The sequence below is a fragment of the Pseudorhizobium sp. NPDC055634 genome (assembly GCF_053618655.1).
This window is the reverse complement of sequence record NZ_JBSHHW010000002.1, coordinates 285,796-310,775: the sequence shown is the minus strand read 5'-3', so window position 1 is coordinate 310,775 and position 24,980 is coordinate 285,796. Positions and strand designations below refer to the sequence as shown.

Below are 24,980 nucleotides of genomic sequence, written 5' to 3'. Positions count from 1 at the left end.
ATCCTCACTTCGCTGCCGCGGCGCGCGCGAGATTGGTCTCGTACTGCTGCTTGCCGGAATGGTACTGTTTCGGCCATGCGACGTCCGTCAGCCCGATGCGCGCCGCCTCGTGCAGCACCCAGGCGGGATCGGCCAGATGCGGGCGGGCCACGGCGCAGAGATCGGCGCGGCCCGCGGCGATCACAGAATTGGCGTGGTCGGCCTCGGAAATGGCGCCCACCGCGATGGTCGGAATGCCGATCTCGTTGCGGATCTTGTCGGAGAACGGCGTCTGGAAGAGGCGGCCGTAGACGGGCTTTTCTTCCTTCCAGACCTGGCCGGACGAGCAGTCGATCATGTCGGCGCCGGCATCCTTGAACATGCGGGCGAAGATCGCCGCATCGTCGGGCGTGTTGCCGCCCTCGAACCAGTCGTGGCAGGAGAGGCGCACCGAGATCGGCCTGTCGGCGGGCCAGACGGCGCGGATGGCGCGGAAGACCTCCAGGGGGTAGCGGGCGCGGTTCTCATGGTCGCCGCCATAGGCGTCGGTGCGGGTGTTGGTGAGCGGCGACAGGAAGCTGGAGAGCAGGTAGCCGTGGGCGCAGTGAAGCTCCAGCCAGTCCGCACCGGCGGTGACGGCAAGTTCGGTGGCGCGCACGAAATCGGCGGTCACCCGATCCATGTCGGCGCGGTCCATCGCCTTCGGCACCTGGCTGTTTTTCAGGTAGGGCAGGGCCGAGGCCGAGATCAGCGGCCAGCCGCCGTCATCGAGCGGCTGGTCGATCCCCTCCCAGGCGAGCCTGGTGGCACCCTTGCGGCCGGCATGGCCGAGCTGGATGCCGACCTTCGCGTCGCTGTTGCCGTGGACGAAATCGACGAAGCGCTTCCATCCTGCCGCCTGTTCCTCGTTCCAGAGGCCGAGGCAGCCGGGCGTGATGCGGGCATCGGGCGAGACGCACGTCATCTCGCCGAAGACCAGACCGGCGCCGCCGAGAGCGCGGGCGCCGAGATGGACGAGGTGGAAGTCGTCGAGCATGCCGTCCCTGGCCGAGTACATGGCCATCGGCGACATGACGATGCGGTTCTTCAGCGTCACGCCTCGCATCGTGTAGGGCGTGAACATGGGCGGCGGCACACGCCGTTCCGCCGAAGGCGTCGCTCCGGCCTGGGTCGCGAACCAGCGCTCGTATCCCTCCAGCCATGTCCGGTCGCGCAGCCTGAGGTTCTCGTGGCTGATGCGCTGCGAGCGGGTCAGCATGGAATACATGAACTGTTCGGGTGGCAGCGTGTCGGCATAGCGCCGCCCGACCACCTCGAACCATTCCATGGCGTTGCGGGCGGCATTCTGGATGCGGGCGACGTCGACCCGGCGGATTTCCTCGTAGGTTTCGAGGACAGCCGGGATGTGCTCCTTCGCGTGGCCGTGCCGGTTGAACTGGTTGGTGAGCTCGATCGCGTCGTCGATCGCAAGCTTCGTGCCGGAGCCGATGGCGAAGTGCGCCGTATGGGCCGCATCGCCCATCAGCACGACATGCGACTGGCCGTTGAAGTGGCTCCACTTGCCGCAGATCAGGCGGTTGAAGTTGAGCCAGGCGGAACCGCGCAGGTGGCGGGCATTCGTCATGAGCTCGGCGCCGTCGAGCACCTCGGAAAACAGGTCCTGGCAGAAGTCGATCGAGCCCTGCTGGTCCATCTGGCCAAGGCCGTGCTTCTCGTAGGCCTCCTCGGTGGTTTCCACGATGAAGGTCGAGGTCTTGTCGTCGAACTTGTAGATATGGGCCTGGAACCAGCCGTGATCCGTCTTGCGGAAGTCGAAGGTGAAGGCGTCGTAGAGCTTGTTCGTACCGAGCCAGATATAGCGGTTGGGCCGCGTCACCAGGTCCGGCTGGAAGACGTTCGGATAGCGGTTGCGGATCTTCGAGTTGAAGCCGTCCGAGGCGATGACGAGATCGGCGTCCGGATAGTCGAGGTCGCTCGCGACGTCGGTCTCGAAGACCAGTTCGACGCCCAGCGCCTCGCAGCGACGCTGCAGGATGTTCAGGAGCTTCTTGCGGCCGATGCCCACGAAGCCGTGGCCGGAAGTGCGCTGCCGGGTCCCCTTGAACCAGACTTCGATGTCGTCCCAGTGGTTGAACGCATCCTCGATCTCGGCGGCACTTTCCGGGTCCCAGGCGCGCATCGCCTCCATCGTGGCATCGGAGAAGACGACCCCCCAGCCGAAGGTATCGTATGGCCTGTTGCGCTCGACGACGGAGATCGTGTGCCCGGGGTTCTGCTTCTTCATCAGGAGCGCGAAATAGAGCCCGGCGGGGCCGCCGCCGATGCAGACGATGCGCATGAAAAAGATCCTCCTGATGTTCCCGCTTTATTATTTTAAGTTTAAACTATAAGCGGGGCGGGAGAGGCGTCAAGCTCTTTCGGGTCGCACAGTCGACCAAGGGAGCCTTTGACAATTCAAATATCGCTTCGTAACAGTTCGGGCAGGGGGCGGTGCCGGATGGATACCATGGAAAACGATGCCTTGAGCGCGGATCTGGAGCTGATCGTGCATGGCCCTGCCGGCACGAGCAAGCCGGAGACGCGGCTGTGGCTCCGCATGCTCTCGACCACCAAGCTGATCACCACCGAGATACGCCGTCGGCTGCGAACGGAGTTCGGCGCGACGCTGCCGCAGTTCGACCTGATGGCGCAGCTCTACCGGGAGAAGAACGGTTTGCGTCTCGGCGAACTGTCCCGCCGGACCATGGTCACCAACGGCAATGTGACCGGACTGGTGGAGCGTCTCGAGACGGACGGCCTCGTCAGGCGGGTGACGCCCGATCGCGACCGCCGCGTGACGGTCGCGCAGCTCACGCCCGCGGGCGCGAAGCTTTTCGCCGCCATGGCGGTCGCCCACGAGGCGTGGCTCCGCGACCTGATGGCGGATGTCGACAGCGACGTTGTCGCCGCTCTCTGGTCCGACATCGGCAAGGTCAAGACCTCGGTACGCAATCATCTCTCCGGCTCGGAATTCGAATAGCGGTCTCAATGGAAAATCTTCAAGCCATCGTGGACGAGATCCATCAGGCCCTCCTGCCGCGGCTGGGAGGCGGCAAGGTCGCCGACTACATCCCGCAGCTGGCGCATATCGATCCGAGGAAGTTCGGGATCGCAGTGATGGACGTCGATGGCATGGTCGCCAAGGCCGGCGATTGCGACGAACCCTTCTCGATCCAGAGCATATCCAAGGTCTTCACCCTGACGCTGGCGCTCGGCAAGCACGGGGAGAATGTCTGGAAGCGGGTAGGGCGGGAGCCGTCCGGATCGGCCTTCAATTCGATCGTCCAGCTGGAGCACGAAGAGGGCAAGCCGCGCAATCCCTTCATCAATGCCGGGGCGATCGCGGTCAGCGACCTCGTTCTTGCGGGGCATACGCCGCGCGAGGCGATCGGCGAGATCGTCCGCTTCGTGCAGTATCTGGCCGACGACGAGAGCATCGCCATTGACCCTGCCGTCGCAAAGTCGGAGGTGGCGACCGGCTATCGCAACATCGCGCTCGCCAACTTCATGCGCGGCTTCGGAAAGCTCGACCACCCGGTCGACCATGTCCTCGGGGTCTACTTCCACCACTGCGCGCTCGCCATGACCTGCACGCAGCTTGCCCATTCGGGTCTCTTCCTCGCAGCGGCCGGCCGCAACCCGCTGACCGGCCACACGGTGGTTTCCCGGCAGAGAGCCCGGCGCATCAACGCCCTGATGCTGACCTGCGGCCACTATGACGGATCGGGCGATTTCGCCTATCGTGTCGGCCTGCCCGGGAAGAGCGGTGTCGGCGGCGGCATCCTCGCCGTCGCGCCGGGAAAGGCGTCGATCGCCGTCTGGTCGCCCGGTCTCAACCACAACGGAAACTCGTTGCTCGGATCACTGGCTCTGGAAATGCTGGCGCACCGGACCGGCTGGTCCGTCTTCGGTCCCTGACAAAAAAAAGGGGGCGCGGCCGAAGCCGGCGCCCCCCTTCCGTCCTGGGAGGACTTGGCTCTAGTCTTCGCTCGCCGCCATCTGCGACAGCACCGCACCGCGACCGCGTATCCTGAGGATCAGCGGCACGATGAAGGCGAGTGCCGCGACCAGGAAGAGGACGGCGGCGATGGGTGACGTGAAGAGATAGGTGACATCGCCCTGGCTGATCGCCAGCGCGCGCCGCAACTGCTGCTCGGCGAGCGGTCCGAGGATGAGGCCGACGACCACCGGTGCGATCGGATAGCCGAAGACGCGCATGACGTAGCCGAGAAGCCCGAACGCCAGCAGCATGCCGAGTTCGAACACCGACGGGTTCGCCCCGATCGTGCCGAGCGTCGCGAAGACGAGGATGCCCGCATAGAGCCAGGGCTTGGGGATCGTCAGCAGCTTCACCCACAGGCCGATCAGCGGCAGGTTGAGGACGAGCAGCATGGCGTTGGCGATGAGGAGCGAGGCGATCAGGCCCCAGACGAGCTGCGGATTGGTGGCAAACAGAAGCGGGCCTGGCTGAAGCCCGTACTGCTGGAAGCCGGCAAGCATGATCGCCGCCGTCGCCGTCGTGGGCAGGCCGAGGGTGAGCAGCGGCACGAGCGTGCCGGCGGCCGAGGCATTGTTGGCAGCCTCCGGTCCGGCGACGCCTTCGATCGCGCCGTGGCCGAACTCCTCCGGGTGCTTCGTCAGCCGCTTCTCCGTCGCATAGGAGAGGAAGGTGCCGATTTCCGCGCCGCCGGCCGGCATGGCGCCGATCGGGAAGCCGATCGCGGTGCCGCGAAGCCAGGGCTTCCACGAACGGGCCCAGTCCTGCGCGCTCATCCAGACCGAACCCTTCACCGCCTCGACCGTCTCCGGCCCCCGGGGGCCCTGGGCGGCGACGAAGAGCGTTTCGCCGATGGCGAACATGGCAACCGCCATCGTCGTCACTTCGACGCCGTCCAGAAGGTCCGGGACGCCGAAGGAAAGCCGGGCCTGGCCGGTCAGCTGGTCGATGCCGACAATGGAGAAGGCAAGGCCGATGAAGAGCGCCGTCAGGCCGCGGAGCGCGGAATCGCCGAAGGCGGAGGAAACGGTGACGAAGGCGAGAACCATCAGCGCGAAATATTCACGCGGGCCGAACTTGATGGCGATCTGGACGACATAGGGCGCGAGGAAGGCAAGCAGCAGGGTGGCGGCAAGCCCGGCGACGAAGGAGCCGATGGCCGACGTGGCAAGCGCCGGCCCGCCCCGGCCGGCCTTCGCCATCTTGTTGCCCTCGAGCGCGGTGACGATGGAAGCGCTCTCGCCGGGCGTATTGAGAAGGATCGACGTGGTCGAGCCGCCGTACATGCCGCCGTAGTAGATGCCGGCGAACATGATCAGCGAACCGGTCGGATCCAGCCGGTAGGTGACCGGCAGAAGGAGGGCGACCGTCAGCGCCGGGCCGATGCCCGGCAGCACGCCGACGGCCGTCCCAAGGGTGACGCCGATCAGGGCGTAAAGGAGGTTCATCGGCTCCATGGCCGATGCCAACCCCTGCAAGAGAAACTCGAATGTGCTCATGAGCGGGATATCCCGGTGTTCTCGTCAGAGGAACAGTTGTTCCAGTGGCCCGGCAGGAAGGGACAGCTGAAGCAGTCCGGCGAAGATCAGGTAGATTCCGAGACAGAAGGCGATGCCGATCGGGATCGTCAGCCACAGCTTCCTGCGGCCGAAGCCGGCGGCAACGAAGGCGAAGAGGATGCCCGTGGCGATCGAGAAGCCCGCGCGGTGGAGGAGCAGCATCTGCGCGGCAAGGCCTGCGACGACCCAGACGACGGGTCCGAGCTCCTGCCTGTCGCGCTGAGGAAACTCGCCGCGAAAAGCCTCGATCGCGGTCCAGATCGCAAGCCCGACTAGGGCGAAGGAAATCCACTCGGGAACCGTCGCCGGCCCGACCTGCGAATAGCCGGCGGCACCCTTGACGCGTGCGACATCGAAGAAGATTACCGCTGCGATCGCGATGAGGACGACGGCAATGGCAAGCGCCGCCCAATCGGGGCGGCGCTGCTCTTTCACGGAGTTCTGCTGGTCGAGGCTCATTTGACCAGTCCGATGTCCTTCAGCACGGTTTCGGTCGCGCTGACGTCCTTCTGAAGCTGTGCCTCGAACTCGTCGCCGGCAAGATAGGTGTCGGCCCAGCCCTTGGTGCTGAGCGTTTCCTGCCAGGCTGCCGACTTGGCAAGCTTTTCGATATCGGCGAGCACGGCTGCCTTCTGTTCATCGGTAAGGCCCGGAGCGGCCGCGACCATGCGCCAGTTCTGCAGCACGACGTCGTAGCCGGCTTCCTTCAGCGTCGGGGCATCGACGCCCTCTACCCGCTCTTCGCTCGAGATCGCCAGCAGGCGCAGCGTGCCGGCCTCGACCTGCGACTGGAATTCGCCGTAGCTGGAAATGCCGGCCGTGACCTGGCTGCCGAGAATGGCGGCAAGCGCTTCCCCGCCGCCGGAATAGGCGATGTAGTTGATCTTGGTGGGATCGACGCCGGCCGCCTTGGCGAGAAGCCCGACGGCGATATGGTCGGTGCCGCCGGCAGAGCCGCCTGCCCAGGAAACCGAACCCGGATCCGCCTTGAGCTTCTCGACGAGCTGGTCGATCGACTGGATGTCGGAAGACGCCGGAACGACGATGGCTTCGTATTCGCCGGTCAGGCGCGCGATCGGCGTGACGTCCTTCAGGGTGACGGGCGACTGGTTCGTCAGGATGGCGCCGACCATGACATAGCCGCCGACGATCAGGGCGTTCGGGTTACCCTTCTGCTGGCTGGCGAACTGCGCGAGGCCGATCGTGCCGCCGGCGCCGGGAACGTTGACGACCTGCACGTTGGAAGAAATCCCTTCTTCCTGAAGAGCGGTCTGCAGCGAGCGGGCTGTCTGGTCCCAGCCGCCGCCGGGCGCTGCGGGCGCCATGATCGTGTAATCGGCGGCCGCGGCCGGCAGCGCGAGTGCTCCGGCGAGAATCGAAGCAAGAACGTATTGTTTCAAGGGTCTGTCCTCCAAATTGCGCACTCCGGCGCATGATCCTGTTTGGGAAGGAAGGACAACAAGCCGCGGCAGATGCCGCGGGGCGCTCCTCCCATCCACATCGACACTCCCCTCCAGGAGCGTGGAACGCCGTAAGCGATTTCACATCAAGCTGACATCTACCTGACATTTCGCCTCCCGTTCGCAATTGGCAAGAGGCCAGTCACCAGTCACAAGTCACAAGTCACTGCAGCCGCAGCACCTCGTTCCATCGCGAGATCAGCCGCGCCCGCTTCACCTGGTCCAGGTAGACCATCAATCCGAGACTGACCGGCACCGGTTTCAGCTGCCCGCCCAGCATCTCGCGCATGGTGGTCGCGGTATTGTTGCCGGAGACTTCCGGGCTGACGGCCGGGATCTGCAGTTCCCGCGCCATGATCGTCTGGCCCTGCCGCGACATGAAGAACGACAGGTAGCGGCGGCCGAGCTCGGGCGATGCGGCAGCCTGCGGCACGAGGCCGATGCGGGACATGACGACGGTGTAATCCTTGGGAAGAACGATGCCGACGTCCGGATGCCGCGAGGCCCAGTCGGCCGCGTAGGAGCCGAGGATGTTGTAGCCGAGCGCGAAACGCCCGTCGGCGACGCGCTCGAGGATCGCCTGGCTCGTCGAGTAAAGCTTCACTCCGGCCGCCCCCATCGCCTGGATCACCGACCAGATGTCGCCGAACTGCTCCTGGTCGCGCGACATGAACAGAAAGCCGACGCCCGACCGCTCGATGTCGTAGGTACCGATCCGGCCATAGTAGTCGTCGCCGTGCTGCGACAGGAGCGCTATCAGTTCGGCGCGGGTGGAGGGTGGCGGCTGATCCTTGAAGCTCGGCTTGTGATAGACGAAGACGGCCGGTTCGAAGGTCAGGGCGTAGGCGGTGTCCCGCCAGTTCGCCCATCCCGGCCAGCGCTCGCTCATCGGTAGTTCGCTGAGCTGCGCGTAGCCGTCATTGGCAAGCTTCACCTGCAGGTCCATGGCCGACGAGAAGGCGAAATCGGCGGTCTTCTGCCCGGCATCCGTCTCCTGCACGATCCGGTCGTAGATCTCGCCCGTCAGCATGTCTTCGTAACGGATGGCGACGTCCGGATTGGCCGCCTGGAAACCTGCGATCATCGGCCGCGCCAGCGGCTCGTCGAGCGAGGAGTAAACAACCAGCACCGGTGCATCCGCGGCCCCGGAGAGCGCGGGAAAGAACGTGGTCGCGGCGGAGGCGGAGCTGGGCAGCAGGGAGAAAAGCAGCGGGAGGATGAAGAACGGCCTCATCCCTCGACCATGCACCGGCGGGCGCCGCAGCACAAGTCGGCGATCCCGCGCCGGCTTCCGTGACAACCGGCATCGCAGGCGATAATCTGCGTCCAGAGGGGGACAAGGTGCGAATTCTTCTGGTGGAAGACAATCAGGCGCTGGCCGAGGGCCTGTCGACGCTCCTGCGCGGCAGCGGCTATGCCGTCGACGTGGTGGCTGACGGCGCCTCGGCGGAGGCGGTCGCGGCTGCCGAGGCCTATGATCTCGTCATCCTCGATCTGAACCTGCCGGAAATGGACGGTCTCGACGTCCTGCGCTCGATGCGATCCAGGCAGAACAAGGCGGCGGTGATGATCCTCACGGCACGGGGCGCGCCGGAGGAGCGCGTCCGCGGGCTTGATCTCGGCGCCGACGACTACATGATCAAGCCCTTCGACATTTCCGAGTTCGAGGCGCGGATCCGCATGCTGCTTCGCCGGCACGCGGGGCTGAGGAGTTCCGTCGTCCAGTTCGGCGGCGTGACGCTGGACCTCACCTCGCGGACATTCACGAGCGCGGGTGTCCCGCTCGATATCCCGGCCCGCGAGGTCGCGCTTCTGGAACTCCTGTTCCTGCGGTCGGGAAAGGTGGTCTCCAAGGATGCGATCGTCAGGTCGCTTACCGGCTTCGACGAGGACCTCTCGGCCAATGCCATCGAGCAGTATGTCAGCCGGTTGCGCCGGCGGCTCGCTCCGCACGGGCTGACCGTCCGGACCGCGCGCGGGATCGGCTACTATCTCGAAAGCATGGCCCCCAACCCATGAGCCATCCCTATTCCCTGCGACGCCGGCTGCTCGCCTGGCTGCTCCTTGCCACCGCGGTCCTCGGGGCCCTGGCGCTCGCGGATACCTGGCGCGAGGCCGAAAAGACCGCGGACGAGGTCTCCGACCGCGTCCTGATGGGCTCGGCACTGGCGATCGCCGAGCGCGTCGTGGTCTCGGAGGACGGCAGGCTGGAGGTCGACATCCCCTATGTCGCCCTCGAAATGCTGACATCGGCGGCGCAGGACCGCGTCTTCTACCGGGTCGACGGGCCGCCCGGGACCTTCATCACGGGCTACCAGAACCTGCCGTCCATCCCGCGCGCGGAGGGACAGGCCGCCGCCTTCGAGGACGCCACGTTCCGGGGCGAGCCCATCCGGGTGGCGGTGCTGGCACGCTCCGCTTCGACGGGCATCGATTCCGTGCCCTTCAACGTCACGGTGGCCGAAACGACCATGGCCCGCCAGCAGTTGATGCGGACCATCCTGTTCCGGTCCGCGGCCCGGCTGCTGTTCATGATCATCGGCGCCGCGGTGATCGTCTGGATCGCGGTCACCATCTCGCTTCGGCCGCTCTACCGGTTCAGCGAGGCGATCGCCGAGCGCAGCCCCGATGACCTTCACCCGATCGTGGAGCGCGTCCCGAGCGAGGTCCAGAGCCTCGTCGACACCGTCAACTCGTTCATGGTGCGGCTGGAATCGGCGCTCGAGGCCCTGCGGCACTTCACGGGGAATGCCAGCCACCAGCTGCGCACGCCGCTTGCCATCATCCGCACGCAACTCGCGCTCGCGTCGCGGGCCGGCGACATCGAGACGGCCCGGGCCGCGGTCCGCAAGGCCGATCTGGCGGTCGCCGACGGCGAGCGGCTGCTTGCCCAGCTGCTCCTGATGGCGAAGATCGACGCCGCGACGCGCTCGACCTCCTTCAGGGACGTGGATCTGTCGGCGCTGGCCCAGGGCCTGACCGCCGACCACGTGCCGCTCGCCGCCGAGGCCGGTATCGATCTGGGCTACGAGGGCGCCGGGACGGTGACGATAGCAGGCGAGCCCATGCTCCTCGGAGAACTGCTGAAGAACCTTCTCGCCAACGGGCTCCTTTATGCGGGTCGGGGCGCGGACATGACGGTCCGCATCAGGAGGGAGGGGCAGGAAGCCATCCTGGAGGTTGAGGATAACGGGCCGGGCATACCCGTGGAGCGGCGAAGCACCGTCATGCAGCGTTTCGACCGCGGCACGCGTGCCGATTCATCCGGCTCGGGCCTCGGCCTGCCGATCGTCGAGGAGATCGCCGAACTCCATCATGGCCGGCTCGAACTTATGGACGGGCCGGGCGGGCACGGGCTGTGCGTCCGGATCAGGTTTCCCCTCAAGGATCATTCCGAATAGACGCAGGACCCGCCGATCCAGGTGCTCTTCATCCGGAGGTCGTCCGTCAGGGCCACGAAATCCGCATCCAGGCCGGGCGCAAGCCGGCCCTTGCGGTCGGCGACCCCTGCCGCCTCCGCCGGATAGGCGGACACCATTCGCAGCACCTCCTCGATCGCAAGGCCGAGCGTCCCATGCAGGACACGGACCGAGGCCAGCATGTCGATATCCGCGCCGGCGAGCGTCCCGTCGGCGAGCGTCAGCCGCCCGTCGCGCCTCAGGATTTCGCGACCGTTCAAGGTGAAGCTCGTGAGGTCGGTGCCGATCGGCGACATGGCGTCGGTGACGACGAAGATGCGGCCCGGACCCTGTTTTGCCTTTATCGCGATCGCCATGGCGGCGGGATGGACGTGGATGCCGTCGGCGATCAGCCCGGCATGCAGGCCGCCGACATTCAGCGCGGCGCCGACCATGCCGGGTTCGCGGTGGCCGAGCGGGCTCATGGCGTTGAAGAGATGCGTGACCGTGCGAGCCCCGGCCTCCGCGTAGCGCAGGGCCGTCTCGAATGCCGCGTCCGTATGCCCGAGACTGACGACGAAACCGGCTTCCGCCAGGCACGAGACCTGCGCTTCGGTCGCGTTCTCCGGCGCCACGGTGATCATCATTGCCGGGAAGGCGCCGCGGCAGGAGAGGAGAAGCTCGAGGTCGGCCTGTTCCATCGGACGGATCAGCGATGGGTCGTGTGCTCCCTTGCGGCCGAGCGAAAGGTGGGGGCCTTCCAGATGCAGCCCGAGAAATCCCGGAACGCTCGCGGCGACGGCCTGCCGTCCGGCGGCGATGACGGCTGCGGTCGTCTCCGGCGTGTCGGTGATCAGCGTAGGCAGGAGCGCGGTCGTGCCGAAGCGCGCATGGGCGGAGCAGATGGTCCGCAACCCCGCGACCGTCGGCGCGTCGTTGAGCATGACACCGCCGCCGCCATTGACCTGGAGGTCGACGAAACCGGGGACGATCAGCCCGCCGGCCGCGTCGACGATCTCCGACCCGGCAGGAATCCCGGTATCCGCAACGATGGCTTCGACGCGCCCGCCGGAGAGCAGAAGCGCGGAGCGCTCGTGCCAGGTCTCGCCGTCGAAGATGCGGGCGCCTCGGATGGCCTTTGGAGTCATTTCGTTTCCGTCACTTTCTTGAGCGCCGCCGGCCTGTCCGGATCGTAGCCGCGGGCGCGCGACCAGGCTTCCACGAAGCCGTAGAAGGGCAGGATGAGGCAGAGTGCGTCGGTCAGCGGATGGCCGGTGGGGATGAACGGCAGCGTCGCGGCCTTTCCGGCGCGCTTCGAGGTCACGAAGGCCAGCGCCCCCTTTCCGGCGAGATCGTCCGCGATCCCCGCCACCGAACTCTCGGCGGCATCGCGGGCAGCGAAGGCGATGATCGGAAAGCGATGATCGACGAGCGCCACCGGTCCGTGCAGGACTTCCGCCGAGGAATAGGCCTCCGCGTGCATGTTGGAGGTTTCCTTGAATTTAAGCGCGGCTTCGCTGGCGATCGCAAGCGCCGGGCCGCGTCCGAGCATGAAGAGCGAATCCGCGTCGCCCAGCTGGCCGGTAAGATCGGTCCATTCGACCGCGACCGCGCGGGCGGTGATCTCGGGAAGGTCTCGCAGAGCCCGCCGCAGGTCCGCATCGTCCAGCCATTCGGCGAGGATCGCAAGACCCGCCACGATCGAGTTGAAGTAGGATTTGGTTGCCGCCACCGCGACTTCCGGGCCCGCCTCTATATCGATCGCATGAGAAGCGGCGAGCGCCATCGGCGAGCCGGCCGTATTGGTAAGAGCAAGCGTGAGCGCTCCCGCCTCCGCGGCCGCCTCGGCCATTGCGACGATGTCGGGGCTCTTGCCTGATTGCGAGACGGTGATCGCGGCGCTGCCCGCGAGCTTCATCGGCGCGTGATAGATCGACGCAAGCGAGGGTCCGAGCGAGGCGACCGGGCGTCCGGTCGTAAGCTCGATCGCGTACTTGATATATGTCGCCGCGTGGTCGGAGGAGCCGCGGGCAATGGTCACGAGGAAGGCCGGGTCACGCTCCCGCAGGGCCTTGCCGGCCCGGGCAAGATCGCCCGCCGATCTCTCCAGCAGCCTGGCGACCGCCTCGGGTATCTCGTCGATCTCGCGCCGCATATGCGTCTGCATGTCAGTCCCCCAGGGTCAGTTCGGCCACGAAGTCGTAGGTGTCACCGCGATAGAGCGAGCGGGTGAATTCCACCACCCGTCCGGAGGCAAGGTAGGAAATGCGCTCGATCGAAAGGCCCGCGGCCCCGACGGGCACGGCAAGCAGTCCCGCTTCCGGCTCCTTGACGTTACAGGCCGAGATGCGCTGGATCGCGCGCACCGGGCGGGCGCCCTTCTTTTCCAGTTCCGCGTAAAGCGAGGTGGTCACCGATTCCGGATCGGCCAGGAATTCCGTCGACAGGCTCGCGCGCTCGATCGCCAGCGGCATGTCCTTGGCGATGCGCAGCCGGCCGATGCGGGCGACCATCGTGCCGGCCGGAAGCCCGAGCATCATCATTTCCTCGGGTGACGGATGGAACAGGCCGCGCTCCAGCCATTCCGAACGCGTGTCCAGTCCGCGCCGCGCCATGTCCTCGGTGAAGGAGGTAAGCCGTGAGAGCGGCTGCTGCACGCGCGAGACGGGCTTCTTGACGAAGGTGCCGGAACCCTGCCGGCGCACGAGCAGACCGTCGCGGACGAGATCATCGACCGCCTTGCGAACCGTGACCCGGCTGACGCTCAGGAAATCCGCAAGATCCCGCTCGGCGGGAAGCGCGTCGCCATGGCCGAGCTTGCCCGACTGGATTGCCTCTTCGAGCGCCTGCCGCAGCCTCAGATAGAGCGGTCCGCCGCCGGATCCCGGAAGCCCGTCGAGCGGGAGCAGAGAGGCGAGCGAGGCGGTCATGACGTTTCCGTCCCCAGCGTCTTGACGGCAAGCGCCACGGCCCCCGTCAGCGCATCGGCAAGCGGCGGCGCGAGCCGGGTGCGATGCCGTTCGGCCAGATAGGCGGGATAGACCTCCGCCAGCCCACCGAGCAGGCAGAGGCGCCCCGTGCCCCCGTTGATCCGGATGATGGCATCGAGCGCCTCGTCGACATGCGACACCGCTTCCCGCATCAGCCGCAGCGCGGTCGGATCGCCCTGATCGGCAAACCGGATGACGACGGGTGCATATCGGCCGAAATCGCCCGGCCGGGCCGCGCGGGCGAAGTCCACGACATTGCCCGGGTCGCCGGCGAATTCCTCGAGGATCGAACGGGTAAGGTCGCTGGCAGGCCGGATGCCGTCATGCGCGAGAAGGCTCTCCTGCAAGGCCGCATGGCCGAGGCGTGCGCCGCCTCCGAGGTCCCCCACCTGGAAACCCCATCCGCCGAGATAGTGGATCGCGCCCGCGTGACGCAGGATGAATATGCTGCCGGTGCCGACGATGCCGATGGCACCGTCCTCGTCGCCCAGCGCGCCCTGAAGGGCGATCAGCCCGTCGGAAACGATCTCCGAACGCCGGAAGGGCAGGCGAGCCTGGACGTAGGATACGGCGTCGCCGACATTGTTGCCGGCCACGCCCAGAAGCGCGGATGCCTGCGACAGGTCGGCCGCGATCCCCGCCGCGCCGAATGCAAGCCGCGCTGCCTCCTCGATGTGCCGGAGGGCGGTGTCGGGGTCGGTCAGGATGTTGGACGCACCGCTTCGGCCGCGCCCCAGGATGCGTCCCTGCGCGTCCGCAACCGCAGCCCTGCAACTCGTGCCGCCGCCGTCGATGCCGATGATGTAACCGTCCATGTGCAACCTCTGCGGATATGATACCAAAAAAATACCAATTACCAAGTGGGAAAGCTGGGTGGTCTAGCCTAAGACGCTCAAGGCCTTTGTAAGCTAGGCGTTTCATCGCGCACTCGCAGAATTTGCCGCCGAAGCACATTTATCGATTTGCCTTCTGGACAATTGGTATTTTTTTGGCATCATTTTGCCGCAGAGGGAGAAACGGATGAGCGGAACCGCCACCGAAGCCAGACATGGGCAAGCCGTCGGGCTTGATACCCGGTCGCCGCGCGACATCCTGAGCCTCCTGGCGTCCGGCCAGCAGGCCGCGGCTGCCGCAGTCGATGCGGCAATTCCCTCGATCGACACTGCCGCCGAAAGCGTGGCGAACGCCCTTCGCTCGGGTGGGCGGCTCGTCTATGCGGGAGCGGGCAGTTCCGGCCTGATGGCCATGGCGGACGCGCTCGAACTGCCCGGCACCTACGGGATCGATAACGACCGGATCGTGGTACTGCTCGCCGGCGGTGTCGCAAGCCTCAGCGACCTGGCGGGCTCGCCCGAAGACGATGTCGCCCAGGCCCGCGTCGATGCTTCGATCATCGGGCCGGCCGATTGCGTCGTCTGCGTCTCCGCGAGCGGCTCCACCCCCTATGCGCTCGCCGTCGCGGAGACTGCGAAGCGTCGCGGCGCCCAGGTGGTCGCCATCGCCAACAATCCGGGCGCTGCCCTGTTTGCCCATGCCGATGTCGCCATCCTTCTGGAGACTCCGCCGGAAGTGATCGCGGGCTCCACCCGGATGGGCGCCGGGACGGCACAGAAGATCGCCTTCAACATGCTGTCGACGCTTGCCGCCGTCAGGCTCGGTCATGTCCATGACGGCCACATGGTCAACCTTTGCCCCGACAACATCAAGCTGCGGGTGCGCGCGGCGCGCATGGTCGCCGATATCGCCGGCGTGGCGGAAGACGAGGCGGCGAGACTGCTCGACGGTGCGGGAGGGTCGGTCAAGGTCGCCGTCCTCCTCGCGGCCGGAATGCGGGACGCGGACGCCGCCCGCCAGGCGCTCGCCCGAAACCAGGAGGTGCTGCGCTCCGCCCTCGCCGAATTCAAGACGACAACCGGGTTCCACAAACGCGCCTGAACGCGCGAACAAGAGGGAGAACATCATGACCCGCATTCTCACAGCCATGCTCATGACCGGCACGGTGCTCGCATCCGCCGGCGGCGCGTGGTCGCAGGAAACCCAGCTCACCATCGAGAGCTGGCGCAATGACGACCTGCCGATCTGGCAGGAGAAGATCATACCGGCCTTCGAGGCCAAGCATCCCGGTATCAAGGTCACGTTCGCGCCGATGGCGCCGACCGAATACAATTCCGCCGTCAACGCCAAGCTGGAAGCGGGCACCGCCGGCGACCTCATCACCTGCCGACCGTTCGACCTGTCGCTCGCCATGTTCGAGAAGGGGCAGCTCGCCGCGTTGAACGACCTGGCGGGCATGGAGAACTTCTCCGACGTCGCCAAGTCCGCCTGGACCACCGACGATGGCGCCACGACGTTCTGCGTGCCGATGGCCTCGGTCATCCACGGCTTCATCTACAACAAGGCGGCCTTCGAGGAAGCCGGCGTCGAGGTGCCGAAGACCGAGGAGGATTTCTTTGCGGTCCTCGAGAAGTTCAAGGAAGACGGCAACTACATTCCGCTCGCCATGGGCACCAAGGACCAGTGGGAAGCGGCGACCATGGGCTACTACAATATCGGCCCGAACTACTGGAAGGGCGAGGAGGGGCGCAAGGCGCTGATCGCCGGCACCCAGAAGCTCACCGATCCGCAGTGGGTCGAGCCCTATGCGACGCTTGCGAAGTGGAAGGATTATCTCGGCGACGGTTTCGAGGCCCAGACCTATCCGGACAGCCAGAACCTCTTCACCCTCGGCCGCGCCGCCATCTATCCGGCCGGATCGTGGGAGATCGCGCCGTTCAAGAGCCAGGCCGACTTCGAGATGGGCGCCTTCCCGCCGCCGGTGAAGGCGGCAGGAGACAAGTGCTACATCTCCGACCACAACGATATCGGCATCGGCCTCAACGCCAACAGCAAGAATGCCGAAGCCGCCAGGACCTTCCTCTCCTGGGTGGCCTCTCCGGAATTCGCGGATCTTTATGCGAACTCCGCACCGGGCTTCTTCAGCCTGAACTCCACGCCGGTCACGATGCAGGATGAACTCGCCCAGGAATTCGTGTCCTGGCGCGAGAACTGCGAAACGACCATTCGCCCGAGCGCCGCCATCGTCGGCCGCGGCGATCCGAACCTCGACCTGGAAATGTGGAAGGTTTCGGCCAACGTCATCAACGGCACGATGACGCCGGAACAGGCCGGCGAGGAAACCCAGAAGGGTCTCGACAGCTGGTACAAGCCGAAGCAGTAAGGGCGAGCCCTCCCGGGCTTCGACCTCACCCTTTCCCCGCAGGCGGGGGAAGGGTGAGGTGCCCCCTTAACGATCGAGCGCTGCGTAAGCGTTGCGGGATATCCCGTCCCGTTGCGGCGCAGAAGTGGTCTTCCTCTCCGGAGGCCGTGCTGTAAGATCGACCACCCCGCCGTTCCGGAAGTGAACCCATGAGCCAAGCCGATCGTGCCGAAACGGAGACAGCCACGCCCCGGCGCGCCGTCCGTTGGCATATCCTCGTCTTCCTGGCCCCGGCGTTCGTGGTCTACACGGCCGTGATGATCCTGCCGCTGATCGAGACGCTCCGGCTGTCGCTCTTCAATGTCGTGAACGGCGAGATGGCCTTCGTCGGGCTGGCAAACTTCAAGCGACTGTTCGGCGACCCGCGGCTCGCCGCCGACTTCTGGAACGCGCTCTGGAACAACACGATCTTCTTCCTCATCCACATGGCCGTGCAGAACCCTATCGGCATCGCGCTTGCCGCCATGCTGTCGCTGCCGGGCCTGCGGTTCGCCGCCTTCTACCGGAGCGCCATCTTCGTCCCGACGCTGCTGTCCTTCGTCATCGTCGGCTTCATCTGGAAGCTCATCCTCTCGCCGATCTGGGGAATTGCTCCGGGGCTGATGGACATGGTGGGCCTGAAGTCGCTGTTTTCCCCCTGGCTCGGAAGGCCGGACAGCGCGCTGATCACCGTCTCGCTGATCTCCGTCTGGCAGTATGTCGGCATTCCGATGATGCTGATCTACGCCGCGCTCCTCAATATCCCGGACGAGGTGCTCGAGGCAGCCGAGATAGACGGGATTACCGGCTGGAGCCAGTTCTGGAAGATCAAGCTGCCGCTGATCCTGCCGGCGATCGGCATCATTTCGGTGCTGACCTTCGTCGGCAACTTCAACGCCTTCGACCTGATCTACACCGTTCAGGGGGCGCTGGGCGGGCCGGACGGCTCGACGGATATCCTCGGCACGCTGCTCTACCGCACATTCTTCGGCTTCCAGAACCAGATGGGCAACCGCCCGATGGGGGCGACAATCGCGACCGTGATGTTCCTGATCATCCTTGCCGGCGTCTCGCTCTACCTCTTCGTCATCCAGCGCCGCATCCGCCGCTACCAGTTCTGAGGGAGGAAGCATGTCGAAAGCCCGCTCGTCCCTCCTGCGCTCCGGCCTGATCCACCTGGCGCTGATCACCTATACGGTGATCGCGCTCTTCCCCGTCTTCCTGACGCTGGTGAATTCACTGAAGAGCCGCAACGCCATCTTCCGCGAGCCGATGGCGTTGCCGACGCCGGAGACTTTCAGCCTGATCGGCTACCAGACGGTTCTCGCCCAGGGCGATTTCCTCGGCTATTTCCAGAACAGCCTGATCGTCACGGTCGCCTCGATCGCGCTCGTCCTACTGTTCGGCGCCATGGCGGCCTTCGCGCTGTCGGAATACCGCTTCCGCGGCAATACGGTGATGGGGCTCTACCTGGCGCTCGGCATCATGATCCCGATCCGGCTGGGCACGGTCGCCATCCTGCAGGGCATGGTGGCGAGCGGGCTCGTCAACACGCTGACGGCGCTGATCCTCGTCTACACCGCGCAGGGCCTGCCCCTTGCGATCTTCATTCTCTCGGAATTCATGCGCACGGTCTCGCACGACCTGAAGAATGCCGGGCGCATCGATGGCCTGTCGGAATACGCGATCTTCTTCCGCCTCGTGCTGCCGCTCGTGCGGCCCGCCATGGCGACGGTCGCCGTCTTCACCATGATCCCGATCTGGAACGATCTCTGGTTCCCGCTCATCCTTGCCCCCGGCGAGGCGACGAAGACGATCACGCTCGGCGCGCAGATGTTCATCGGCCAGTACGTCACCAACTGGAACGCGGTCCTTTCGGCGCTCTCGCTCGCCATCCTGCCCGTTCTGGTCCTCTACGTCATCTTCTCGCGGCAGCTGATCCGCGGCATTACTTCCGGAGCCGTCAAGTGAATACCCATGACAAGCCCATCCGCGTCCTCGTCGCCGGCCTCGGCAACATGGGCCGCAGCCATGCGCTCGCCTATCACAACAATCCCGGTTTCGAGATCGTCGGCCTCGTTAACCGCTCCGAGGTGGCGCTGCCGGACGAGTTGCAGGGCTACGCGATCCATCCCTCGTTCCCCGAGGCACTCGCGGAGCTGAAGCCGGACCTCTGCTCGATCTGCACCTACTCCGACAGCCACGCCGATTATGCCGTCATGGCCTTCGACGCAGGCTGCCACGTCTTCGTCGAAAAGCCGCTTGCGACCACCGTCGCCGACGCGGAGCGCGTGGTGGCGGCGGCGAAGGCGGCCGACCGCAAGCTGGTCATCGGCTATATCCTGCGCCATCACCCCTCCTGGGTGCGGCTGATCGAGGAGGCCCGCAAGCTGGGCCCGCCCTATGTCTTCCGCATGAACCTCAACCAGCAGTCCTCCGGCCCCACCTGGGAGACGCACAAGGCGCTGATGCGGACGACCTCGCCGATCGTCGATTGCGGCGTTCATTATGTCGATGTCATGTGCCAGATCACCGACGCCAGGCCGGTGCAGGTGCGTGGCATGGGGCTGAGGCTCTCGGACGAGATCGCGCCGGACATGTACAATTACGGCCACCTGCAGGTGATGTTCGATGACGGCTCGGTCGGCTGGTACGAGGCCGGCTGGGGACCGATGATTTCCGAGACCGCCTTCTTCGTGAAGGACGTCATGTCGCCCAACGGGTCGGTCTCGATCGTCATGGACCCGAACGCGAAGTCCGACGACATCGACACCCATACGAAGACCTCGCTGATCCGCGTTCACAGTGCCGAGACCGGTCCTGACGGCCGCTTCCTGCGCCCGGACGAGGATCTCGCCATGGCCGGCGAACCCGGACACCAGGATCTATGCGACATGGAGCAGGCCTACGTGCTGAAGGCGATCCGCGAGAATATCGATCTCGACCGGCACATGAACGACGCCGTGCAGTCGCTGCGCATCTGCCTCGCCGCCGACCAGAGCGTGCGCACCGGCGCACCGATCATCTTGTAAGGAAGACGCCCTTGGGTTCTCTGCAACTGTCCTCCATCCGCAAGGCCTTCGGAAGCCACGAAGTGCTGAAGGGCATAGACCTCACGGTCGAGGACGGCGAGTTCGTCATCTTCGTCGGCCCCTCCGGCTGCGGAAAATCGACGCTGCTCCGGGTGATCGCAGGGCTCGAGGACGCCACCTCCGGAAGCGTGCGGATCGACGGCGCCGAGGTCATAGACACGCCCCCGGCAAAGCGCGGGATCGCGATGGTCTTCCAGTCCTACGCGCTCTATCCGCACCTGACGGTGAAGGACAACATGGGCCTCGGCCTCAAGCAGGCGGGCGAGCCGAAACCGGTGATCGAGGAGCGTGTCGCCAGGGCTTCCGGCATGCTGTCGCTCGACCCCTACCTCGCCCGCCGCCCGGCCGAACTTTCCGGCGGCCAGCGCCAGCGGGTCGCGATCGGTCGCGCGATCGTGCGCGAGCCCAAGCTCTTCCTGTTCGACGAGCCGCTGTCGAACCTCGACGCCGCATTGCGCGTCCAGACGCGGCTGGAAATCGCCGCCCTCCACCGGAGGCTCAAGGCGACGATGATCTACGTCACCCACGATCAGGTGGAGGCCATGACGCTCGCCGACAAGATCGTCGTGCTGAATGCCGGCGCGATCGAGCAGATCGGCTCGCCGATGGAACTCTACAACCGCCCGGCGAACCTCTTCGTCGCCGGTTTCATCGGATCGCCCCAGATGAACTTCATCCCCGGCGAGCAATTGGGAGAGGCGGGGACCGTGACGGTGGGGATACGCCCCGAGCACATCAGGCTGTCGCGCGAAAGCGGGACGTGGAAAGGGAAGGTGGAGCATGTCGAGCACCTGGGCGCGGACACGATCGTCTACCTCTCGGCGGAAGCGACGGGGCTGCTGACGGTCCGCCTCTTCGGCGAACATCCCTACGCTCCCGAAGACGTCGTCTTCGCCACGCCAGATGCCGCCGGCATGCATCGCTTCGATGCCGACGGCAGGGCGATCCGCGGCTGAACCGCGCCCTATTGGGGAATGGTGGAGATGACCGTGTTCTCGAGCGAGCGCCCCACCCGGCGAAGCTGTTCGTCGTAATTGCGGCGGGTATTGGCGTCGAAGACGGCGATCGGCGCGTTGACGGTGGCGCTTGCCACGCCTCCGACGGTCTGCGCCGTACCGAGCGCCACCGCCCCGATCCGGTCGCCCAGGCCGACATTCGAATCCGTGATCGTCTGCCCGGTGAGCAGCCGCGTCCCGATCAGCTGCACGACCTGCGGGCTTTGCGCGAACTTGCCGTGGTTCAGCGGATCGCCGCTCTTCAGCGCCGTGAGGTCGATGATGGAAATTCCGGCCGCCTCGAACTCGGTCCGGTACGGCTCGACGCTGGGGTCGATCTGGCCGAGCCTGTCGATATTGCCCGAGATGCGGCGCGACAGCTGCAGCGCACGATCGTCGCGCGAGACGAACAGCGTGAAATCCGGACGGCCCGGCCCCAGTGCCTTGTACTGCTGGCCGAACACGTCGACGTCGAGATCGGGCGAGGCGAGAATGACGTTCTGGATCTTCGGCGAAACCCGGCCGTGGCGGATCGCCATCTGCCGCAGGGCCTCGACCGTCAGCCATGACCCCATGGAATGCGCCATCACGGTCACTTCGCGGACCTTGGGATTGTCGGCGATCGCGTCCAGCATTTCCTCCAGCGCGTCGCGCGAATAGTTCGTGCTTTCCTTGTCGTAGTTGTAGTCGAAGATCGAGGCGCGCGAGGGCCAGGTAAACAGGATGGGCGCCACATCCGCCTTGGAATCGTGGACGATCTGGGCGAAGCGGTAGACCGCATCCTCGTAGCGGTTGTTGAAGCCGTGGACGAACACGAGCACCCGCCCGCTCGGTGGCAGGTGGCGGACGAGCCAGGTTCGCGCCTGCGCCGTATCGACCGGCACGACGCGCGCGGTGGCGAATTCCCGCGACGGGTCCGGCGGCAGCCTTTTCGGCCACTGGACCTCCCCAATCTTGCGATTAACGTCTGGAGGTATGGAAACGGCAATCTCGGTAATCGTGAGGTCGCTGCCGCGCTCCCCGGAAAACAGGATGCCGGGGTTGGCGGAGGGAGACCGCGTCGTGGCGACCAGCATGTCGACCTGCGTTCCGGGCGCGGTCGCCGCCGCCGCCGTCGGAACGAGGACACCCTCGGGTCGCCCGGCGCAGCCCGACAGGCTTGCTGCGAGAAGCAGGACCACGGAAACCACTGCAAGGCGGTAACGATCGGAAACGCCAGACATCATCCCGCCATTCAGCGGGAATGGAAGGGGTTGTCAATGATCGCGAGGCCCTGCACGGTCAAACAGTGCGCAATCAGGACCGTCGCACGAGAGGTGCCATATCTATTCAACAGCTTTGGTGGGAAGGAAGGATTTGGTGGAGCTAAGCGGGATCGAACCGCTGACCTCTTGCATGCCATGCAAGCGCTCTCCCAGCTGAGCTATAGCCCCATCAGGGTGGTCCGGCATTCAGTCCGGTCCTGGGAACTCCGTGCTGTTCGCTGCGGAGTGGCGGCTTATTACTTCCGGTTTGGGGAGAGTGCAAGCCGTTTTTGGATGGCCCGCCGAAATTTTCGTTTCGCCGGGCCAAAGGTCGTCGGATCAGGCTTCGTCGTCGTCGCCGGTGACGCCGATGATGCCGGTCATGTCGTCGTCATCGTCGTCTTCGTCGGCTTCCAGGAACGTGTCGTCGTCGTCGCCTTCGATCTCGACATCGTCATCGCCCATATCCGGAATGTCGTCGCCGCCGGTATCGTCGCCGTCGTCGCTCGAAGCCAGTTCGACGTCCGTGTTCTCGGTGTCGACTTCCTGGATCTCTTCCTCCTCGGCCTGCTCCATCTTCATCTGGGCCGTGTTTTCCTCGAAGAAGGAAAGCGGCCAGGACTTGCCGGTATAGGGGGAGACGACCGGGTCGCGGTTGAGGTCGTAGAACTTCTTGCCGGTATCGGGGTCGGTGCGTTTGGTTCCGAGTTCCGCTTTTGCCACTGTGAAAGCCTCGTGAGTCTGGCCGATCAGGTCGGCTTGCCGCCGGAGCGGCTGTCAACGGGTGAGAAAAAACTAAGCCGGTCCCCATAAGGCCTGCGCCGTTTTCTGTCAAAGGTAAACTTGACCGGGTCCTCAAGGCCAAATTAGCCGGATGACCGGCTTTCCGCTTTGTGCTAACGACGCCGGCAAAACCAGGGACAAGAACAGAAGGACAAGCCATGTCGCATGGTGTCGCGTTGAAGCCGGCCAGATCGCTCAAATCCGCCGATCTGAAGGGCACGGTCCGTATTCCCGGCGACAAGTCGATTTCGCACCGGTCCTTCATGTTTGGCGGACTTGCCGCTGGCGAAACGCGCATCACGGGCCTTCTCGAAGGCGAGGACGTCATCAACACCGGCAAGGCCATGCGCGCCATGGGCGCGAAGATCGAGAAGATCGGCAACGAGTGGATCATCCAGGGGACCGGCAATGGCGCGCTGCTGGCGCCTGACGCGCCGCTCGATTTCGGCAATGCCGGCACCGGCTGCCGGCTCACCATGGGTCTCGTCGGCGTCTACGATTTCGACAGCACCTTCATCGGCGACGCTTCGCTCACCAAGCGCCCCATGGGCCGGGTGCTCAATCCGCTCCGCGAGATGGGCGTCCAGGTCAAGGCTGCCGAGGGCGACCGCCTGCCGGTAACCCTGCGCGGACCGGCCATACCGAACCCCATCACCTACCGCGTGCCGATGGCCTCCGCGCAGGTGAAGTCGGCGGTCCTGCTTGCCGGCCTCAACACGCCCGGCATCACCACGGTGATCGAGCCGGTGATGACGCGTGACCATACCGAGAAGATGCTGCAGGGCTTCGGCGCCGACCTCAGCGTCGAGACGGATGCCGACGGCGTGCGCACGATCAGGCTGGAAGGTCGCGGAAAACTGGTGGGCCAGGTCATCGATGTTCCCGGCGATCCGTCATCGACCGCTTTCCCGCTTGTCGCGGCCATCCTGGTACCGGGTTCCGACGTCACGATCGAAAACGTGCTGATGAACCCGACGAGGACGGGCCTTATCCTGACGCTCCAGGAAATGGGTGCGGATATCGAGATCCTCGATCCGCGACTGGCCGGCGGCGAGGATGTCGCGGACCTGCGCGTGCGCCATTCCGAACTGAAGGGTGTTACCGTGCCGGCCGACCGGGCGCCCTCGATGATCGACGAATATCCTGTCCTCGCGGTCGCCGCGGCATTCGCCGAGGGCACCACGACCATGCTCGGGCTGGAGGAACTGCGGGTGAAGGAGTCCGATCGGCTGTCCGCCGTTGCGGACGGGCTGAAGCTCAACGGCGTCGACTGCGACGAGGGAGAGGAAACCCTGGTGGTTCGCGGCAGGCCCGATGGCCGGGGCTACGGGAACGCCTCCGGTTCCGCGGTCGTCACGCATCTCGACCACCGCATCGCGATGAGCTTCCTCGTCATGGGCCTCGTGGCCGAGCATGCGGTCACGGTGGACGACGCCGGCATCATCGCCACGAGCTTCCCCGAGTTCATGGACCTGATGGCGGGCCTCGGCGCCCGGATCGAACCCGTGGAAAGCAGGGCGGCCTGATGGGCTTCGTCATAGCCATCGACGGGCCCGCGGCCGCCGGCAAGGGCACGCTGTCGCGACGCATCGCCGAGATCTACGGGTTCCAGCATCTCGACACCGGCCTGACCTACCGGGCGACCGCCAAGGCGCTGCTCGATGCGGGCCTGCCCCTCGATGACGAGGCGGTCGCCGAGAAGATGGCGCGCGATGTCGATCTCGGCGGGCTCGATCGCGCCGTGCTTTCGCGCCACGAGATCGGGGAGGCGGCCTCCAGGATCGCCGTCATGCCGTCGGTGCGCCGGTCGCTGGTGGAGGCGCAGCGGACGTTCTCGCTGCGCGAGCCCGGCACGGTCCTCGACGGCCGCGACATCGGGACCGTGGTTTGCCCCCGGGCGCCCGTCAAGCTCTACGTCACCGCGTCGCCGGAAGTGCGCGCGAAGCGCCGCTTCGACGAGATCGTCGCCGCCGGCGGCGAGGCCGATTTCGAGGCGATCTTCGCCGACGTGAAGAAGCGCGACGAGCGCGACATGGGCCGCGCCGACAGCCCGCTCAAGCCCGCCGACGATGCACACTTGCTAGATACGTCGGAAATGAGTATAGAAGCCGCGTTTCAGGCCGCGAAGAGCCTTATCGACGCTGCCCTGAAGAAAGATTGATGGCCTGCCGGTTCCGCCGGCACGTCCCTTAAGCTCGCAGACCAGTCC

At 65.7% G+C, this 24,980-nt stretch carries 23 protein-coding genes and 1 tRNA gene; 12 read left to right on the top strand and 12 right to left on the bottom strand.

Annotated features, from left to right (window positions below):
* Positions 1 to 4: 4 nt before the first annotated feature.
* Positions 5 to 2,317 (bottom strand): bifunctional salicylyl-CoA 5-hydroxylase/oxidoreductase, encoded by a 2,313-nt coding sequence (locus tag ACWGPT_RS04575; RefSeq protein WP_452604394.1) that lies wholly within the window; start codon positions 2,315 to 2,317, stop codon positions 5 to 7.
* A gap of 168 nt (positions 2,318 to 2,485) precedes the next feature.
* On the opposite strand from ACWGPT_RS04575, the gene ACWGPT_RS04570 reads away from it, so the two are divergent.
* Together ACWGPT_RS04570 and ACWGPT_RS04565 are read left to right on the top strand one after the other, a co-directional pair.
* Positions 2,486 to 2,998 (top strand): MarR family winged helix-turn-helix transcriptional regulator, encoded by a 513-nt coding sequence (locus ACWGPT_RS04570; protein WP_452604523.1) that lies wholly within the window; start codon positions 2,486 to 2,488, stop codon positions 2,996 to 2,998.
* 8 nt (positions 2,999 to 3,006) lie between these two features.
* Complete coding sequence (locus ACWGPT_RS04565; protein ID WP_452604393.1) at positions 3,007 to 3,936, top strand: glutaminase; 930 nt, start codon at positions 3,007 to 3,009, stop codon at positions 3,934 to 3,936.
* Between the two features lie 60 nt (positions 3,937 to 3,996).
* Here the strand turns inward: ACWGPT_RS04565 and ACWGPT_RS04560 are convergent, their stop codons facing one another.
* The 4 genes from ACWGPT_RS04560 to ACWGPT_RS04545 all read right to left on the bottom strand — a co-directional run bounded on the left by ACWGPT_RS04560 (position 3,997) and on the right by ACWGPT_RS04545 (position 8,268).
* The gene (locus tag ACWGPT_RS04560) at positions 3,997 to 5,514 is read right to left on the bottom strand and encodes a tripartite tricarboxylate transporter permease (RefSeq protein WP_452604392.1); all 1,518 of its coding nucleotides are present in this window, start codon (positions 5,512 to 5,514) and stop codon (positions 3,997 to 3,999) included.
* A gap of 24 nt (positions 5,515 to 5,538) precedes the next feature.
* Positions 5,539 to 6,033: a tripartite tricarboxylate transporter TctB family protein gene (locus ACWGPT_RS04555; protein ID WP_452604391.1), complete on the bottom strand. Its 495-nt coding sequence runs from the start codon at positions 6,031 to 6,033 to the stop codon at positions 5,539 to 5,541.
* Positions 6,030 to 6,974, bottom strand: a complete 945-nt coding sequence (locus tag ACWGPT_RS04550) for a Bug family tripartite tricarboxylate transporter substrate binding protein (protein WP_452604390.1) — start codon at positions 6,972 to 6,974, stop codon at positions 6,030 to 6,032. The genes ACWGPT_RS04555 and ACWGPT_RS04550 overlap by 4 nt, the downstream gene beginning before the upstream one ends.
* A gap of 223 nt (positions 6,975 to 7,197) precedes the next feature.
* A complete protein-coding gene (locus ACWGPT_RS04545) occupies positions 7,198 to 8,268 on the bottom strand; it encodes an ABC transporter substrate-binding protein (protein WP_452604389.1) in 1,071 nt (356 codons plus the stop codon).
* 107 nt (positions 8,269 to 8,375) lie between these two features.
* On the opposite strand from ACWGPT_RS04545, the gene ACWGPT_RS04540 reads away from it, so the two are divergent.
* Together ACWGPT_RS04540 and ACWGPT_RS04535 are read left to right on the top strand one after the other, a co-directional pair.
* A complete protein-coding gene (locus ACWGPT_RS04540) occupies positions 8,376 to 9,053 on the top strand; it encodes a response regulator (RefSeq protein ID WP_452604388.1) in 678 nt (225 codons plus the stop codon).
* Positions 9,050 to 10,435, top strand: a complete 1,386-nt coding sequence (locus ACWGPT_RS04535) for a sensor histidine kinase (RefSeq protein WP_452604387.1) — start codon at positions 9,050 to 9,052, stop codon at positions 10,433 to 10,435. The genes ACWGPT_RS04540 and ACWGPT_RS04535 overlap by 4 nt, the downstream gene beginning before the upstream one ends.
* Here ACWGPT_RS04535 and nagA read toward each other — a convergent pair.
* The 4 genes from nagA to ACWGPT_RS04515 are packed head-to-tail and all read right to left on the bottom strand — an operon-like array spanning position 10,423 to position 14,237.
* Positions 10,423 to 11,580, bottom strand: coding sequence for an N-acetylglucosamine-6-phosphate deacetylase (gene nagA / locus ACWGPT_RS04530; RefSeq protein WP_452604386.1), 1,158 nt, complete (start codon positions 11,578 to 11,580; stop codon positions 10,423 to 10,425). The two genes, ACWGPT_RS04535 and nagA, sit on opposite strands and share 13 nt — an antisense overlap.
* Positions 11,577 to 12,599 (bottom strand): SIS domain-containing protein, encoded by a 1,023-nt coding sequence (locus tag ACWGPT_RS04525; RefSeq protein WP_452604385.1) that lies wholly within the window; start codon positions 12,597 to 12,599, stop codon positions 11,577 to 11,579. The genes nagA and ACWGPT_RS04525 overlap by 4 nt, the downstream gene beginning before the upstream one ends.
* Position 12,600: 1 nt before the next feature.
* Positions 12,601 to 13,362, bottom strand: a complete 762-nt coding sequence (locus tag ACWGPT_RS04520; RefSeq protein ID WP_452604384.1) for a GntR family transcriptional regulator — start codon at positions 13,360 to 13,362, stop codon at positions 12,601 to 12,603.
* Positions 13,359 to 14,237: a BadF/BadG/BcrA/BcrD ATPase family protein gene (locus ACWGPT_RS04515; protein WP_452604383.1), complete on the bottom strand. Its 879-nt coding sequence runs from the start codon at positions 14,235 to 14,237 to the stop codon at positions 13,359 to 13,361. Before ACWGPT_RS04515 ends, ACWGPT_RS04520 begins: the two co-directional genes overlap by 4 nt.
* A 205-nt stretch (positions 14,238 to 14,442) precedes the next feature.
* Between ACWGPT_RS04515 and ACWGPT_RS04510 the strand changes: the two genes are divergently transcribed.
* The 6 genes from ACWGPT_RS04510 to ACWGPT_RS04485 all read left to right on the top strand — a co-directional run bounded on the left by ACWGPT_RS04510 (position 14,443) and on the right by ACWGPT_RS04485 (position 20,705).
* Positions 14,443 to 15,357 (top strand): N-acetylmuramic acid 6-phosphate etherase, encoded by a 915-nt coding sequence (locus tag ACWGPT_RS04510; protein WP_452604382.1) that lies wholly within the window; start codon positions 14,443 to 14,445, stop codon positions 15,355 to 15,357.
* Between the two features lie 25 nt (positions 15,358 to 15,382).
* Positions 15,383 to 16,639: an ABC transporter substrate-binding protein gene (locus ACWGPT_RS04505; RefSeq protein WP_452604381.1), complete on the top strand. Its 1,257-nt coding sequence runs from the start codon at positions 15,383 to 15,385 to the stop codon at positions 16,637 to 16,639.
* A gap of 188 nt (positions 16,640 to 16,827) precedes the next feature.
* Positions 16,828 to 17,778, top strand: coding sequence for a carbohydrate ABC transporter permease (locus tag ACWGPT_RS04500; RefSeq protein WP_452604380.1), 951 nt, complete (start codon positions 16,828 to 16,830; stop codon positions 17,776 to 17,778).
* Between the two features lie 10 nt (positions 17,779 to 17,788).
* Positions 17,789 to 18,628 carry a carbohydrate ABC transporter permease gene (locus ACWGPT_RS04495; RefSeq protein WP_452604379.1) on the top strand — a complete coding sequence of 280 codons (840 nt, stop codon included), beginning with the start codon at positions 17,789 to 17,791 and terminating at the stop codon, positions 18,626 to 18,628.
* Positions 18,625 to 19,689: a Gfo/Idh/MocA family protein gene (locus tag ACWGPT_RS04490; protein ID WP_452604378.1), complete on the top strand. Its 1,065-nt coding sequence runs from the start codon at positions 18,625 to 18,627 to the stop codon at positions 19,687 to 19,689. The genes ACWGPT_RS04495 and ACWGPT_RS04490 overlap by 4 nt, the downstream gene beginning before the upstream one ends.
* Positions 19,690 to 19,700: 11 nt before the next feature.
* Positions 19,701 to 20,705, top strand: a complete 1,005-nt coding sequence (locus ACWGPT_RS04485) for an ABC transporter ATP-binding protein (protein ID WP_452604377.1) — start codon at positions 19,701 to 19,703, stop codon at positions 20,703 to 20,705.
* 8 nt (positions 20,706 to 20,713) lie between these two features.
* Here the strand turns inward: ACWGPT_RS04485 and ACWGPT_RS04480 are convergent, their stop codons facing one another.
* The 3 genes from ACWGPT_RS04480 to ACWGPT_RS04470 all read right to left on the bottom strand — a co-directional run bounded on the left by ACWGPT_RS04480 (position 20,714) and on the right by ACWGPT_RS04470 (position 22,711).
* Positions 20,714 to 21,970: an alpha/beta hydrolase gene (locus ACWGPT_RS04480; RefSeq protein WP_452604376.1), complete on the bottom strand. Its 1,257-nt coding sequence runs from the start codon at positions 21,968 to 21,970 to the stop codon at positions 20,714 to 20,716.
* Positions 21,971 to 22,101: 131 nt separating this feature from the next.
* Positions 22,102 to 22,177, bottom strand: a tRNA-Ala gene (locus ACWGPT_RS04475).
* Between the two features lie 150 nt (positions 22,178 to 22,327).
* The gene (locus ACWGPT_RS04470) at positions 22,328 to 22,711 is read right to left on the bottom strand and encodes a TIGR02300 family protein (protein WP_452604375.1); all 384 of its coding nucleotides are present in this window, start codon (positions 22,709 to 22,711) and stop codon (positions 22,328 to 22,330) included.
* A 218-nt stretch (positions 22,712 to 22,929) separates the two neighbouring features.
* Between ACWGPT_RS04470 and aroA the strand changes: the two genes are divergently transcribed.
* Positions 22,930 to 24,297 (top strand): 3-phosphoshikimate 1-carboxyvinyltransferase, encoded by a 1,368-nt coding sequence (aroA, locus tag ACWGPT_RS04465; RefSeq protein WP_452604374.1) that lies wholly within the window; start codon positions 22,930 to 22,932, stop codon positions 24,295 to 24,297.
* The gene (cmk, locus tag ACWGPT_RS04460; RefSeq protein ID WP_452604373.1) at positions 24,297 to 24,932 is read left to right on the top strand and encodes a (d)CMP kinase; all 636 of its coding nucleotides are present in this window, start codon (positions 24,297 to 24,299) and stop codon (positions 24,930 to 24,932) included. Before aroA ends, cmk begins: the two co-directional genes overlap by 1 nt.
* The last annotated feature ends 48 nt before the right edge of the window (positions 24,933 to 24,980 follow it).